This window comes from Neotamlana nanhaiensis, from assembly GCF_000943555.1.
GTDB classification, from domain to species: domain Bacteria; phylum Bacteroidota; class Bacteroidia; order Flavobacteriales; family Flavobacteriaceae; genus Neotamlana; species Neotamlana nanhaiensis.
Genome location: NZ_JTDV01000005.1, coordinates 309,741 through 325,467 on the forward strand (window position 1 = coordinate 309,741; position 15,727 = coordinate 325,467).

General features: G+C 35.0%; 16 protein-coding genes. 8 read left to right on the top strand and 8 right to left on the bottom strand.

Annotation, left to right across the window (positions count from 1 at the left end; translation table 11 throughout):
• Position 1 precedes the first annotated feature (1 nt).
• Positions 2-199 carry a hypothetical protein gene (locus PK35_RS08855; protein ID WP_044626342.1) on the bottom strand — a complete coding sequence of 66 codons (198 nt, stop codon included), beginning with the start codon at positions 197-199 and terminating at the stop codon, positions 2-4.
• A 183-nt stretch (positions 200-382) separates the two neighbouring features.
• Between PK35_RS08855 and PK35_RS08860 the strand changes: the two genes are divergently transcribed.
• From PK35_RS08860 to PK35_RS08870, 3 genes are all read left to right on the top strand, one after another.
• On the top strand, positions 383-2,164 hold the full coding sequence (locus PK35_RS08860; protein ID WP_052825940.1) for a T9SS type A sorting domain-containing protein: 1,782 nt from the start codon (positions 383-385) through the stop codon (positions 2,162-2,164).
• 73 nt (positions 2,165-2,237) lie between these two features.
• Complete coding sequence (locus PK35_RS08865; RefSeq protein ID WP_316930176.1) at positions 2,238-2,504, top strand: DUF2752 domain-containing protein; 267 nt, start codon at positions 2,238-2,240, stop codon at positions 2,502-2,504.
• 12 nt (positions 2,505-2,516) lie between these two features.
• A complete protein-coding gene (locus PK35_RS08870; RefSeq protein WP_044626344.1) occupies positions 2,517-2,879 on the top strand; it encodes a CCC motif membrane protein in 363 nt (120 codons plus the stop codon).
• Between the two features lie 177 nt (positions 2,880-3,056).
• Here PK35_RS08870 and rocD read toward each other — a convergent pair whose 3' ends face one another.
• Positions 3,057-4,298: an ornithine--oxo-acid transaminase gene (rocD, locus tag PK35_RS08875; RefSeq protein WP_044626345.1), complete on the bottom strand. Its 1,242-nt coding sequence runs from the start codon at positions 4,296-4,298 to the stop codon at positions 3,057-3,059.
• A 406-nt stretch (positions 4,299-4,704) separates the two neighbouring features.
• Here rocD and rlmD point away from each other — a divergent pair, with 406 nt between their 5' ends.
• The 3 genes from rlmD to PK35_RS08890 are packed head-to-tail and all read left to right on the top strand — an operon-like array spanning position 4,705 to position 7,442.
• Complete coding sequence (gene rlmD, locus PK35_RS08880; protein WP_044626346.1) at positions 4,705-6,156, top strand: 23S rRNA (uracil(1939)-C(5))-methyltransferase RlmD; 1,452 nt, start codon at positions 4,705-4,707, stop codon at positions 6,154-6,156.
• A 1-nt stretch (position 6,157) separates the two neighbouring features.
• Complete coding sequence (locus tag PK35_RS08885) at positions 6,158-6,691, top strand: DUF6452 family protein (RefSeq protein WP_044626347.1); 534 nt, start codon at positions 6,158-6,160, stop codon at positions 6,689-6,691.
• The gene (locus PK35_RS08890; protein ID WP_044626348.1) at positions 6,663-7,442 is read left to right on the top strand and encodes a DUF6048 family protein; all 780 of its coding nucleotides are present in this window, start codon (positions 6,663-6,665) and stop codon (positions 7,440-7,442) included. Before PK35_RS08885 ends, PK35_RS08890 begins: the two co-directional genes overlap by 29 nt.
• Before the next feature lie 217 nt (positions 7,443-7,659).
• Here PK35_RS08890 and glyA read toward each other — a convergent pair whose 3' ends face one another.
• Positions 7,660-8,931, bottom strand: coding sequence for a serine hydroxymethyltransferase (gene glyA / locus PK35_RS08895; RefSeq protein WP_044626349.1), 1,272 nt, complete (start codon positions 8,929-8,931; stop codon positions 7,660-7,662).
• A 203-nt stretch (positions 8,932-9,134) separates the two neighbouring features.
• Between glyA and fahA the strand changes: the two genes are divergently transcribed.
• Complete coding sequence (gene fahA / locus PK35_RS08900; protein WP_044626350.1) at positions 9,135-10,418, top strand: fumarylacetoacetase; 1,284 nt, start codon at positions 9,135-9,137, stop codon at positions 10,416-10,418.
• Positions 10,419-10,553: 135 nt separating this feature from the next.
• A complete protein-coding gene (locus PK35_RS08905) occupies positions 10,554-11,732 on the top strand; it encodes a hypothetical protein (RefSeq protein ID WP_044626351.1) in 1,179 nt (392 codons plus the stop codon).
• On the opposite strand, the gene PK35_RS08910 is transcribed toward PK35_RS08905, so the two are convergent.
• The 5 genes from PK35_RS08910 to PK35_RS08930 all read right to left on the bottom strand — a co-directional run bounded on the left by PK35_RS08910 (position 11,729) and on the right by PK35_RS08930 (position 15,615).
• Positions 11,729-13,414 carry an RluA family pseudouridine synthase gene (locus PK35_RS08910; protein ID WP_044626352.1) on the bottom strand — a complete coding sequence of 562 codons (1,686 nt, stop codon included), beginning with the start codon at positions 13,412-13,414 and terminating at the stop codon, positions 11,729-11,731. The genes PK35_RS08905 and PK35_RS08910 overlap by 4 nt on opposite strands.
• A gap of 109 nt (positions 13,415-13,523) precedes the next feature.
• Positions 13,524-13,808, bottom strand: coding sequence for a gamma-glutamylcyclotransferase family protein (locus PK35_RS08915; protein WP_052825942.1), 285 nt, complete (start codon positions 13,806-13,808; stop codon positions 13,524-13,526).
• A 10-nt stretch (positions 13,809-13,818) separates the two neighbouring features.
• Positions 13,819-14,208 (bottom strand): bacillithiol system redox-active protein YtxJ, encoded by a 390-nt coding sequence (gene ytxJ / locus PK35_RS08920; RefSeq protein ID WP_044626353.1) that lies wholly within the window; start codon positions 14,206-14,208, stop codon positions 13,819-13,821.
• 111 nt (positions 14,209-14,319) lie between these two features.
• Positions 14,320-15,015, bottom strand: a complete 696-nt coding sequence (locus tag PK35_RS08925) for a T9SS type A sorting domain-containing protein (protein WP_044626354.1) — start codon at positions 15,013-15,015, stop codon at positions 14,320-14,322.
• An 18-nt stretch (positions 15,016-15,033) separates the two neighbouring features.
• Positions 15,034-15,615: a phage tail protein gene (locus PK35_RS08930; RefSeq protein WP_082048557.1), complete on the bottom strand. Its 582-nt coding sequence runs from the start codon at positions 15,613-15,615 to the stop codon at positions 15,034-15,036.
• Positions 15,616-15,727: the final 112 nt, after the last annotated feature.

Consider the following 15,727-nt stretch of genomic DNA (forward strand, 5'->3'; position numbering starts at 1 on the left):
ATTAATTGTTATCAAGATTACTAGTATCATCATTATCCGCATCTTTTTTACTCGAAATAGTTTTAGAAATGCGGTAAGCACCAACCATAAGTAAAACAATACCACCAATAAGTAGGTACTGATTTTGATTTGCTCCTGCCTTGGCGTACATAGCAACAATAGCTCCAACTACAATTAATATATAGTTTAAATATTTCATAAATTAGGTGTTTCAAATAACAAAAGTACTTTAAAAAGAGATATTACGTGTGCTTATTCGCGTTTTAAATTATTTAAACGAAATCCAAAAACATCTATTAAATACAAATTTTACCGATTAAAAACCGTTTTGAAATAAATTTTTCTTACATTTGCTGATATTCAACGTTTTATACACTAAACTATGTATTATAAAGCCCCTCTTTTATTACTATTTATGTGCAGTTTGGGTTTTTCTCAGCTGTCCGTAAGGAACAATGCTTATGTTTATGTAAGCGACGAAATTGTTTTTGTTGAAGACGACATTAACCTAAATGAAGCCGCGAGTACCATTTACCTTCGTGATGAAGGACAAGTTATTCAAGGTACTGGAACCACTGGAAATTCTGGTGTAGGCGAACTAAGTGTTTATCAAGATGGAAATGTGGGGGCGTACGAATATAACTATTGGTGTTCTCCCGTAGGAAGCAAAACCAGCAACAACACCAACAATCCTTTTGGTGTTACTTTTCTAAATGATATAGTAGATGTAACCAACTCTAATCCTGCTTCGGTAGTGCATTTACCTGGTTATAATGGTACTGCAAATCCCTTACAAATAGAGTTATACTGGATTTGGAAATTCGTTGCTTCTGACGAATATTCAGATTGGGTTCATGTAACTGATGGCACATCTATAAACCCAGGTGAAGGCTTTACCATGAAAGGAACAGCTGGAACTAGTACAAATAACTCTGGAGACAATCAAAATTATGATTTTAGAGGAAAACCAAATACTGGTGATATTGCCGTAAGCGTGCTTGCTAACCAATTTACCTTAGTAGGCAACCCTTACCCTTCTGCAATGGATGCTTTTGAATACATTCATGATGCAAACAACCAAGCAACAATAACAGGAACACTTTACTATTGGGAGCAAAACCCTGCAGTAAACTCACATAATATTAACCAATACGACGGCGGTTACGCATCTTACACTATTGATGCTACAGGAACTGTTGAAACTTATACCCCTGCTACTTTTAGAACTTATGATGGCGAAGGTAATATTAATGGCACTAGTGGCACCGCACCAACCGGAAAAACTCCAAGAAGATACATACCTGTTGGACAAGGATTTATGGTTGAAGGTACCGCTACAGGTGATGTAATTGCTAAAAACAGTCATCGTGTTTTTGAAAAAGAATCATCATCTGATAGTGAATTTTTTAAAACAACGAGCGGTAAAGACGCTAAAACGTCTCAAGATGAATATCATACTATCCCTGAAGATTTTAAACGTTTTAGATTAAATATTGATTTTAACGATAACTACACAAGACAAATTGTTGAAACAATGCATCCAACAGCTACTTTTGGGTTTGATTATGGTTTAGAGTCAGCAATTAATCAAAGTGATATTCTTAACTCCGATGCCTATTGGTTTCCTGAGGCTAAACCTTTTCTTGCCGAAGCGCTACCTTATGATGAAACAATGCGTATTCCTTTAGTTATTAAAGTACAAAACAATATGCCTATTCGTGTTAGAATATCAGACATACAACATTTTAACGAATCGCAACCTATTTATTTACACGATAAAACCAATAACACTTATTATAACTTAAGAACGCAAAGTTTTGAAACAAACCTAGAAAAAGGAACTTACAACGACCGCTTCGAAATTACTTTCATAAACAACAATACTTTAGCTTTAGATGTAGATGTTATTTTTAATGATTTTAAAATTTTCCAAAACAACATTACTGCAGAATTAAAATTAGTAAACCCAAACAACCTAACTATAAAAAGTTTAACTGTTTACGATGTAACTGGAAAACAAATTATTATAAACAATTTAAACTCAAATAATTCCGAAGTAAGTCAATCTACAAAACACTTAAGTGATGGCGTTTATATTGCCCAAGTAGAAACTGAAAACCAGCAAAATATCACCAAAAAAATAATTGTAAAGCAAAACAATTAAAGACGTCTAGGTATTTTCTTTAAATAGGTTTTTTATCTTTATCGTTTAAAAAATCATATTTATGGAAAAATATATGATTCCGTGTTTAACCAAAAAGCTTTTCGGGATAGATTGTCTTGGTTGCGGTATTCAACGTGCTACCCTTTTAATTTTTAAGGGTGAGTTTGTTGAGGCTTTTTTTATGTATCCCGCTATTTACCCTTTAATATTTTTTATAGGTTTTCTTATTTTAAATAGTTTTACAATTATAAACTATAGCGAAAAAATAAAACTATTTTTAGCGGCTGTTACGCTTATAACAGCTATTACTAACTATATATTTAAAATGTTTCTAATTTAATAAAATCAACTTATGCAAAAACTAAACACAACACTCGTAATAATTTTATCCATTGTCGGCATAGTTTGTTGTTGCGTTTATGGCCTTGGTACCATTGCAGCAATTATAGCGATTATCGTGGCAAATAAAGAGCTTAAAAAGTTTAATGCAAACCCTGAAGATTACAGTAACGGTTCTGCTATGAAAAGCGCAAAAACATTCGCCATAATATCGTTGTGTTTATCACTTATTGGTCTGGCTTTCATTATTTGGATTGCAATTAACCCTTGTGCATTTTTCGATTGGTATTTAGGTTTAATTGAAGGTAACCCAAGTATTCCTGCCGAATCTTTAGAACAAATTTACGAAGCCGCCGAAAAAGCTGGATGTAGATAATTTAAATTATACATAAAACAAAAAGACTGTTTTAAAGGTTTTTCAAATCTGTCATCCTGAACTTGTTTCAGGATCTATTAACAAGATTTATGCGTAGTTCTTAAAATCTTAAATAAATTCAGATTGACAAAACTCAACCTTCAAAACAGTCTTTTGTTTATAAAAACCTACCGCTACTTACTCAAAACTCTTCAATGTTTTCACAATTATAGCCACACACTCGCGCAGTTGCGTTTCGTTCATAATTAATGGTGGCGCAAACCTAATAATATTACCATGCGTAGGTTTCGCTAGTAAACCATTATCTCGTAACGCTAAACAAATATTCCAAGCGGTATCGCTATCTTCATCATCATTTATTACAATCGCGTTAAGCAAACCTTTACCGCGCACTAAGTTAACGATAGTAGTGGTTTCAATGTATTTGTTTAATTCACTACGAAACAAATTACCTAAAACTTCAGCATTTTTGGCTAAGTTTTCTTCTTTAACCACTTCAAGAGCCGCAACAGCAACGGCAGCAGCTACAGGATTTCCACCAAACGTACTACCATGATTCCCAGGTTTAATTACATTCATCACCGCATTGTTTGCCAATACGGCCGACACAGGATACACACCGCCACTTATCGCCTTTCCTAAAATTAAAACATCTGGCGTAACATCTTCATGGTTAACCGCCAACAGTTTACCAGTTCTGGCAATACCCGTTTGCACTTCATCTGCAATAAAAAGCACATTATATTTTTCACAAATGGCTTTTGCTTTAGCCAAATAACCTTTGGTTGGCACATAAACGCCTGCTTCACCCTGTATTGGTTCTACTAAAAATCCAGCCACATTTGGGTTATTTTTTAATGCTTCTTCAAGCGCTTCTAAATCGTCGTAATCTATCTTTATAAAACCGTTGGTGTAAGGTCCAAAATTCTTACGTGCCACAGGATCGTTACTAAACGAAATAATGGTTGTGGTACGCCCATGAAAATTGTTTTTACACACTACAATTTCAGCCTCATTTTCATCAATCCCTTTTACTTCGTAAGCCCATTTTCTACAAATTTTCAACGCCGTCTCAACCGCTTCGGCACCCGTATTCATAGGTAACAACTTATCAAAACCAAAAAACTCACAAGCAAATTTCTCGTACTTCCCTAACATATCGTTATAAAACGCACGCGAGGTTAAAGTCAACTTTTGCGCTTGCGCTACCATAGCACCCACAATTTTTGGGTGACAATGCCCTTGGTTTACTGCCGAATACGCCGATAAAAAATCGTAATACCGCTTCCCTTCTACATCCCAAACATACACACCTTCGCCCTTTGTTAAAACCACTGGCAACGGGTGGTAATTATGCGCGCCATACGCGTTCTCTAAATCTATCGCTTGTTGCGACGTTAATTGCTCTAAAACAGCCATCTTAATTGAATTTAAATTGATATTATCAATTCCTACTGTACCTTTATTCTTCCGGATTCCCGACAAGTTTCGGGACGAAAAAGCAGCGTGGGAGAGAAATCATCCCTGGATAGACACGCAATTTAATAAATATTCATATTTTTTTGGGTGCAACCCTATTATTTTTTCAGCAAATAATAGCGTCAGGCTTTACACTATATCTTTTTTGTGTTGGGGTTTCGCTCTCAAAATCAACTTCATAGTGACACTAAAAACAATGCTTCAATCAAAATTAAGGTTCACAAAAAAGGATGCCGTTTCAATCCTTTGCACGGGTGTAAACGTAAAAGCATCATAATCTCGTTTATCCTTCAAAATTCATAAATTAAAAATTAAAAATAGACGTTGCTTTCATTACTTTTGCAGCATGCCGAAAAGAGAACGAAATAAATTTGTAAAACGCGGACAAGTCATCGAAATTCTAATCGAAGATTACGCCTTTGGAGGTAAAGGTATTGGCCGTATTAAAAACGAACATGGCGAATTTGTAGTATTTGTGCCTAACACGCTACCAGGACAATTGGTAAAAGCGCAGGTAAAAAAATCGAGTAAAAAATACGCCGAATGTAAACTGTTTGAGGTTTTAAAACCTTCAGAAGACGAAATTGATAGTCCGTACCAAGAAATTCCTGGTGCGCCTTACATAAAATTACCCATCGAAAAACAACACGAGTACAAAAAACAAAGTACCTTAGAGTTGTTTAAACGCATTGGAAAAGTTAGAGATATTGAAGATAAATTCGATGCCTTTGTAAACTCACCAAATACATTTCATTACCGTAATAAAATGGAATATGGCTTTTCTGCCATTGGTTACAACCACGAGTTAAAAACCGATGTCGATGAGTTTACTTTGGGCTTTAAAAAACGAGGTACTTGGTGGTGTGGCGATAACCTAAATAACGATTCAGGTTTATTTGATGCCGATGTAGAAAACAACCTTAAAAATATTCGTTCCTATTGTGAAAATACAGGTTTAGCGCCTTGGCATGCACCACGTAAAGAAGGTTTCTTTAGGTATTTTGTGGTTCGTAAATCTTACAAAACCAATAAGCTACTTTTTAATTTGGTTACCACATCTTACGATTTACCAAAATTCAACCTTAATAAATTTGCCGAATACCTAACCGAATTATTTGGCGACCGTGTTGCAGGGTTTCTACATACCATAAACGACGAAATTGGAGACCGCACCATTGCTACTACGGGAAGCATCGAGCTTATTTACGGTGAAGATAAAATAGTTGAAGAATTGTTAGGGCTTAACTTCGAAATTAGCATGAAAAGCTTTTTTCAAACCAACCCTAAAAGTGCCGAAAAACTATACGCCAAAGTCGTGGAATATGCTCTTGAAAAACAAGAAGCCGTTGATAACTCGGTGGTGTTAGATTTATTTTGCGGTACAGGTACCATTGGGCAAATTATTGCCAACAAAGCGAATAACACTAAAATAGTTGGTGTAGATATTGTAGCTTCAGCCATTGAAGACGCTAAAGAAAACGCCAAACGCAATAACATTGAAGGTCTAAAATTTTATGCTGCCGATGTTGGTAAATTCCTTACCGAACATCCAGAGTATAAAAACAAAATTCAAACCATAGTTTTAGATCCTGCCCGTGCTGGTATTGCACCTAAAACCTTAAATAAAATAATAAACCTAAATGCAGAACGTTTGGTTTATGTATCTTGTAATCCTGCGACGCAAGCACGAGATACCGAACAACTCATGCAAGCAGGTTATCAATTAAAAAAAATAAGCTTAGTAGACCAGTTTCCGCATACAGCGCATATAGAAACTGTAGTTTTATTCGAGAAATAATATGAGAAAAACTGTAATTTTATTACTCTTTCTAGTCATTTCCTCAATTAGTTGTGAAAAAGATGATATTTGTGGTAGTGCCGATGCTACCACGCCGCGATTAATAATAGATTTATACAATGCAGAAAGCCCCGAAAACAAAAAAAATGCTAACGATTTAATTGTTAGTGGTATTGATAATGATTTTGCACTTTCTGGTTATTTTGTAAACGATGTAAACCAACTGGTTTTACCACTTCGCACCGACACCAACATAACGCAATACGAATTAATGTTAGATGCAACACTAAACGATAATGACACTCCAGATGATGCTACCGACGACTATTACGAAGGCAACATCGACACTATTACCGTTAATTATGTGCCTGTTGAAGTTTATGTATCACGTGCATGTGGTTATAAAACTATTTATACCGAAGTTACATTAACTATTGAAGATGACGACGATAACTGGCTGCTTTCCAGACAACCATTAACCGATAACCAATCTGTAGAGAACGAAGATGAAACACACTTTAATATTACGCATTAGTATTTTTTGGTTATTGTGTTTTGGTTTTTCTGCAACTGCCCAAAACGACACGATTGCCAAACCGAAACGAAACAAGAAACCAAAAATTGAAGCAAAACAAGACAGCATTCCTTCAAAAATTGAATCTGATTCTACGGCTGTTCAATTAAAATATGGCTTACGTGTTGGTGCAAATATTGGTAAACTAGCTCAATCTTTTTTAGATGAGGATTTTAGTGGTTTCGAAATTATGGCCGATTACCGTATTAAAGAAGATTTATATATCGCTGGAGAACTTGGTTTTGATGATAAAAATACCATTACAGATTACCTCGATGTTACAAGTAAAGGATCTTATATAAAAGCAGGAATAGACCTAAACGTTTACCAAAACTGGCTCGATATGGACAACATGGTTTATTTTGGATTTCGAGTTGGCGGCAGCACTTTTAGCCAAACAACCAATAGTTTTACGGTTTACACTACAAATCAATATTGGGCGCCTCAGTACACTTCAACCGACGCCGTTGAAATTAGTGGGTTAACCGCGTTTTGGGCCGAAATTATGCTTGGTTTTAAAGTGGAGCTTTTAACTAACCTATATTTAGGAGCTAACGTGCAACTCAAGTTTTTAGCTAGCGAATCGAGTATTAACAATTTTGAAGTGCTTTACATACCTGGTTACGGTAAAACCTACGATAGCGGTATTATTGGCGCAGGATATAGCTATTTTTTATCTTATCGAATTCCTTTGTATAAAAAGAATAAATAGAAAATCTATCTCTACACACAGAGACAACAACCTTAAAAAGGTCTAAAAAGTTATATTGTTGTCAATCTGAACTTGTTTCAGATTCTAATGCATCAGAAAACCAATCATTTGAGATTCTGAAATAAATTCAGAATGACAGATTTCACACTTTTTAGACTTCTAAATAAAAAATCCTGCCGTAAAGCAGGATTTTTTTTAGTCTATATTTTACTTCAATTTAAACAAACAAAGGTTTGTCTTTCATCATAGCATTAACTTTAGCTTTTACAGCTTCTAAAGTCGCTTCATCTTCAAAGTTTGTAATTACTTCGTCAATTAAATCAACAATAGCAACCATATCAGTTTCTTTTAAACCTCTAGTTGTTATCGCTGCTGCACCCAAACGAATACCAGAAGTTACAAATGGTGATTTATCATCAAATGGCACCATGTTTTTGTTTACAGTAATATCTGCTTTTACTAAAGCTTGTTCGGCATCTTTACCAGATACATCTTTATTACGTAAATCAATCAACATACAATGGTTGTCTGTTCCTCCTGAAATTATCTTGTAATCTTTAGCAACTAGAGCATCAGCCATAGCACTTGCATTTTTCTTAACTTGTAACTGGTAATGTAAAAAATCCTCGGTTAAAGCTTCACCAAAAGCAATAGCTTTAGCAGCAATAATGTGCTCTAACGGGCCACCTTGATTTCCTGGGAATACCGCAGAATCTAAAAGTGACGACATCTTACGTAAGCTTCCGTTTTTTAAAGTGATACCAAATGGGTTATCAAAATCTTTCCCCATCATAATCATACCACCTCGTGGTCCGCGTAAGGTTTTATGAGTTGTTGTAGTTACGATGTGACAATGTGGTAACGGATCGTTTAAAATACCTTTAGCAATCAAACCTGCTGGATGCGAAATATCGGCCATTAAAATAGCACCAACGCTATCCGCAATAACTCTAAATCGCTCAAAATCGATATCACGAGAATACGCCGAAGCACCAGCAATAATTAATTTTGGTTGTTCTTTAGTAGCAATCTCTTGAATTTTATCGTAGTTTAAAACACCTGTTTCTTCTTCGACTCCATAAAAAACCGGATTGTATAATTTCCCAGAAAAGTTAACCGGCGATCCGTGAGTTAAATGCCCACCATGAGATAAATCGAAACCTAAAATTTTATCTCCTGGCTTTAAACATGCATGGTAAACCGCAGTGTTTGCTTGACTTCCAGAGTGTGGTTGTACATTTACATATTCGGCACCGAACAAAGTTTTGGCTCTATCAATAGCTATTTGCTCCACTTCATCTACCACTTCACAACCACCATAATAGCGTTTGCCTGGGTAACCCTCGGCATATTTATTAGTTAATACCGAACCAGCAGCTTCCATAACTTGTTCACTTACAAAATTCTCTGATGCGATAAGTTCTATACCATGAAGTTGGCGCTCTTTTTCGGCCTGTATAAGTTCAAAAATTTGTTCGTCGCGTTGCATAATGTTTAGTTTCTTTTTTATTGAAGTGCAAAAATAGAAAATACATTACTTATAAAAGCTAAAAAACTCATATTTCACCCTAAGTTTTTAACCAATTTATTAACTTTTTGATATATTTTAATTTTTGGTAGATTTTAACAATTAAAATGAAAATTTTATGTAGGTTTGAATACATATTTACAATTTATTATTATTTTTAAGCTATGCCACTTTCAGCCAACAATCCAGATAGAAAGTCGTGGTTACACGTCGATAAAAATTCAGATTTTCCAATTCAAAATATTCCTTTTGGAGTATTTTTAACCCGTGATGACATTATTACTATTGGCACGCGAATTGGTGATACGGCTATAGATTTAGGGGCTTTACACCAATTAGGTTATTTTGATGGCATCGCACTAACCGATGATATTTTTCTTCAAGATACTTTAAACGATTTTATTGCAGATGGCAGAAAAACATGGCGTGCCGTTAGAAACCGAATTGCAGATATTTTCGATGACAATAACGAAAGCTTAAAACAAAACAAAAAGCATAAAGAAATTGTATTATTTAGGCTCGATGAAATTGAAATGCAACTACCTGTGCAAATTGGCGATTACACCGATTTTTACTCAAGCATAGAGCACGCTACCAATGTAGGTACGATGTTTAGAGACCCCGAAAATGCATTATTACCTAACTGGTTGCATATTCCTGTGGGGTATCATGGTAGAAGTTCATCTGTTGTTCCTAGTGGTATTCCCATCCATCGTCCTCAAGGACAAACGTTACCAGGCGATGCTACCGAACCTATTTTTGGTCCAAGTAAATTAGTTGATTTTGAGCTTGAAATGGCATTTATTACTACGGCAGCAAACGATTTAGGCGAACCTATCCCCATTGATGAAGCTGAAGAATACATCTTTGGATTAGTTTTACTTAACGATTGGAGCGCTCGTGATATTCAAAAATGGGAATACGTGCCTTTGGGGCCATTTTTAGCTAAAAGCTTTGCGTCTTCTATTTCACCATGGATTGTTACACTTGATGCTTTAGAGCCTTATAGAGTTGAAAGTCCTAAACCAAAAACAACGCAATTAAAATATTTAAAATACAAAGGCAAAAAAAGCTACGATATTAATTTAGAAGTTGCTATACAACCGCAAGGTGCTAAAGAAACAGTAGTGAGCAACTCTAACTTTAAATATATGTACTGGAATATGGTACAACAACTCGCGCACCACACAATAAATGGTTGCCCAGTAAATTCGGGCGATATGATGGGAAGCGGGACCATTTCTGGCCCTACGCCAGATTCTTACGGCTCGATGTTAGAACTCACTTGGAAAGGTGAAAACCCAATAAAAATGGCCGACGGCAGCGAACGTAAGTTTATAAATGATAACGATACCGTTATTATGCGAGGTTTTTGTGAAAAGGATGGCACTAGAATTGGTTTTGGCGAAGTTTCAACAAAATTACTGCCTGTTTTTAAGAAAAAATAAACCTGTATTCCTACATAAATAAAAATACACACAACAAAACCCTTGTTTTTCAAGGGTTTATTTATTTTGCGTGAATTTTATTTAACTTTGGCACCACAATTGAATATCCTTACCCAAATTAAAAACTATTAACCTATGAAAAAACAATTACTTTTTTCAATATCTATAATTTTACTGGTGTCGTGTAGCGCCAAACGTCAAGTAGAACAAGCCGTAAATTCTGGCGATTATGACCATGCCATAACCACAGCACTCGATAAATTACGAACCAATAAAGATAAGAAACGTAAATACGATTATGTTTTAATGCTTCAAGATGCTTATAACAAAGTCGTTGAACGCGATTTAAGCAGTATTAAGCACTTAAAAAAAGACAATAACCCAGAACTATCTCAAAACATTTTCGACTTATATAACAAGTTAAACAACAGACAGGAAGCCATAAAACCCATTTTACCATTAACTATAGACGGAAAAAACATTCCTTTTAAATTTAACGATTACAGTAACGATATTATAAAAGCAAAAGCCAAACTTTCGGCGTTTTTATACGAAAAAGGGTTACGCTTATTAAATTCGGAAGATAAATATGTTGTTCGTGAAGCTTACAATACCTTCAACTATTTAAACGACATCAATCCTAATTATAATGGAAACACACAAGAATTACTTGCTACGGCTCACGACAAAGGAACCCACTTTGTTTTAGTTAACATAAATAATTTAACACAGCAAATTATACCGCAGCAGCTAGAAGCCGATTTATTAAACTTTAACACCTATGGTTTAAATCAATTCTGGACCGTTTATCATGCCAATAAGCTAGAAAACATAACCTATGACTTTGCCATGCAGCTTCAATTAAAGCAAATTAATATTTTTCCTGAACGTATTAAAGAACGCGAACTCATTAAAGAAAAAGAAGTCATTGACGGGTACCGCTATAAAAAAGATGAAAAAGGCAATGTTGAAAAAGATAGTCTTGGAAACGACATTAAAATAGATAAAATAATAACGGTTAAGGCTAGGTACAACGAGTTTATTCAAACAAAAGAATCTGAAATTTTAGCCGAAGTTATTTATACCGATTTAAAAACACATCAAACAATTGATAATTTTCCTTTAGATAGCGGCTATATTTTCGAAAACATTTTTGCACGTTACCGTGGCGATAAACGCGCCCTCGATAAAGAAGAGCTACAACTTACAAATAACCAACGTATCCCGTTCCCTAGCAGCGAACAAATGATTTTTGATACTGGTGAAGATTTAAAATTGAAACTAAAAAATATTATAATAAATCAGGAGTTTTAAAAAGAAGCCTTGCAAGTAATGGTCATTCTTGTTTTACTTACCGGATGTTCAAACTCTAAATATTCGGCATGTAGCATAAGGCGTTCGTCTCGTGTTCCGTATAAATCGTCGCCAACAATAGGAGTATTTAGTCCGTCGCTGTGCGCCGCATGCACTCGCAATTGATGTGTTCGCCCAGAAATGGGGTAAAAATGAATGCGAGTTCGTCCGTTACTAACATTCACAACTTTATACTTTGTTTTCGCTGGTTTACCATGTGTATAACAGACCAATTGTTGCGGACGATTATCTAAATCTACACGAAGTGGTAAATTTATTTCACCTTCTGTTTGCGCGATTTCGCCATTTAAAACGGCCACATAATGCTTTTTAACAGTACGTGTTATAAACTGCTTTTGAAGCTTTTTATGAGTGCGTTCGTTTTTAGCAATGAGTAAAATACCTGAAGTTGACATATCTAAACGATGTACCAACAATATTTTGTGGTTTGGTAAATAAGCTTGCATTTTAGTTTGCACCGAAGCTAAACTAGTTTTTCCTGGCACCGACAAAAATTCGGGCGGTTTGTTTACAAGCAATAAATAATCGTCTTCAAATAAAATTTCAAGCGGTTTCTCGTGTTTTTTCTCTTCAAGTATGGGGTTTTCTTCAACTATTAAACCTTGCATCATGTGCCCCAAAATAGGTTCACATTTACTACGGCAAGACGGGTAAAACTGCTTGTGTTTTCGCACTTCCGATTTTGGCGAAGCACCCCACCAAAATTCCGCCATAGCGATAGGTTTCAAGTTACTTTCATAAGCAAACTGAAATAGCTTTGGTGCCGCGCATTCACCTGCTCCTGCTGGTGGTACTCGCAATGTGGTATTCTCAAAAATATCGAGCAAATCCTTGGTTTCACCAAGCGCATTTAAGAATTTGTATTGCTGATGAATTTTTTTTTGAAGTGCTGCAGATTTCGATTTTCGGCGTTCTTTAAGAGCCTCTAAACTTGTATTGTATTTTAATAGAGCTGATTTAAACCAAGCTAATTTTTTTTCGCAACTTACGCGTAATTTTTTTAACTGTATGTTGTATTGAATACTTTCATTTTTAAGTTGTTCCAAAAACGCTTCATACTCTTCTGCTGATAATTTTTTGGCTTCAGAAATTCTTAATAGTTTACGTTCTGCTTTCTTCTCTTTTATGGTATGTTTTAGCTGCTCTTTTTCAGCTTCATAAGCTTCTATAAACTGCTTTAGCTGTTCTTTTAACGCTGTAAATTCTTGCGAAGTTTCAATATGTTCTATCTCGCGGTTTATTTCATTTAGCTCCTGCTCCCCTATTTTATAAAATCCGTTAGGATCGAGCGTATCGAAAACCGTAGGCACAAATCCTTGTAAATTATTTGTTTCGGCAAGTTTCCCTGAAAAAGCAGCTAAATAGCCTAGTTCTCCAGCTTCATTTTTCACCACCATAACCCCAAACATTTTACCAATAACTAAACCTTCAACATTTGGGTTAAGTCCGAAATTATGATTTAAACCCGCATGTTCTAAATAGCGCTGTAAATTTTCAGCAGCTAAAACACTTAATTCGTGTGGCGTATAATAAAACGGAAAAGTGAATTTTTCTGGTAGTTCGGTTAAATTTCCTTGTGGTAACGAATGAAAATAGGAGTCGGTAAAATTAAAATGCTGCATGGTTTAAAAAGTCGCCAGACAAAGTGCGTGTGGCTTCGTCTATTTTTTGGTTGTAAAGATACACCCAAGCAGTATAATGGCTACCGTTTTCTAATAATATTCTCGTTTTTTACCTAATAAACAAACTATCTGCTACGTTATTACTATCATAGCCTTCATAATCATCTAACTGCTTAAAAACACGTTCTGCGTCTTCAAGTTTCACTAACGTTCCGTAAATTTTATCTGATGCTTTATCACTTAAAACAGCTCCAGGAAACCATGAAATTTTGTAAAGTTTTCCATTGCAATACGCTTTACCAAGAGGTGTTGAATTTGCAATTAAAAATTTAGACATGGTATTATTAGCATTTTGTAATAACGTGCCATAAACAAACAAAAAATTAGAATCCAATTTGTTTCCTTTAAATAAATTGAGATAAGTTTAAATCGTTTATAGCGCCATGACTTTCATGAGCAACAGCGATACCATTTTTAATGACCAGTAATTGTGGCGATTCGTGCATAACCTGGAACTTGTACCCTACTTCGTTTGAAACCTCTCTAAACTTCAGTAAATCTAAATAATACAGGTCGGCTTCGGTTTCGGTGAAACTGTAAGTATTTGTAAATCCTTTTAATACCATTCTACTAATACCACATCGGGTAGAATGCTTAAAAATGATTTGCGTTTTAGTTTTCGATTTTTCTGCAATTAAATCCAGTTGTTGCAAGTCACTTAAAGGAATCCATGGTAATACGCTTTCCTCTTTTTCTTCATTATTTCCGCCAAATATTTTATTAAATAATCCCATCGTATGCTTTTAATTATATCAGTCATAAAAACTAAAATTCCTTACAAAAATCAAAAAAATAAGGTAGAAACCGAAATTTCTACCTTAAATAATATACGAAGTAACTTTTTATTAATTCACCACTACTTTTCTTATAAATGCTTTGTTATTAGTAGTTTCTACTTTAAGTAAATAAATTCCTTTTGCTAAATTCGAGACATTAATATCTTGATTTTTTATATCGACTTTTACCAATTTACCAAGTACAGAATACAATGCAATTTGTTTAATACTAACACTATTGGACCTCACATAAACTATTTTTTGAGCCGGATTAGGGTAAATTTGAATAGCAGTATTTAAATCATTTACATCTTCGTTGCTTAATGTAACATCATCTTGTACACTGCCAGTTAATATGCCATTACCTTCTGCTAGTTGCCCACCGCAATTACCCGTAGCATCAACCCAATTTCCTAAATTTAAACTGGGCGGATTTGGTGAAGCAGCCGTGTTATTATAATAAACCACCACGGCATCAGAAAAATCAATATTATTTTGAAATAATAAAATTTCCCAGCGTGTTTGTGTATCATTCCAAGCCATTCTAAATTCACAAACACCAGCAGCACAAGATTGATCGCCAGAAATAGGATTGGATTGATAAAAATTTCTGCCCGAAGCATCGGTACCTTCTAATGTTAAATTATACTCGTTTGGCGCACTGGTTGTAAAGGAGTCTGAACAACCAAAAAAGGTAATTTGGGCAAACGCTCCGCAAGTAAAACCCAACAATGCCATAAAAAAAATGAGGTATTTTTTTTTCATAATATTATGTTTTTACAATTAAGGTCGGGTAGGAAAAGTACCAGCCGTACAAATTATATAGTGCATCCCTAATGAAGGTTGAGTAACATTAAAGGCTTCACTATTTCCTGTAGTTCCAATCATGGAATTATTCATAGTAGTGTTTGCCGAAGTAGAATATTCGTTATCAAAACTATTAGTATGCCCCAAAACATTACCTGTAGGATCTGGGCTTGTACCTGCACTTGTTGATGCATTTACAGTATGGCTATGAGCAGGTAGATTACTTACAGTAAGCGATGCTGTTTCGGTGCCAAAAGTTTGCCCCTGAGCCCTTGAAGATAAACCAGCACCTTGACCTACACCTACAGGCACTCTTCCACGCAAATCGGGTAACATAAAATTTGTTGTTCCATTACCACCATAAATGGTTCCTAAAATAGAGAACAACGCTTCGTTACCATTTATTGGCAATGCTTGTCCGTTACAAAATGCCCAGTTTCTTGGAGCAAAATTACCTGCAAACAGGCGTACTTCTCCAATAAATCCATCTTGAGAAAATGAAACTATTGTACTTAGAAACGTAATAATAAATAAGAATTTGTTAAGTTTTGTCTTCATAATTAGTGTGGTTTGTAGTTGTTTCCCTTAAAATTAATCAATATTTTATTATTAACATAATTTAATTTCTCAAAACCAATCAGACAAATTGACATTAAAAACAAAGAAAAAA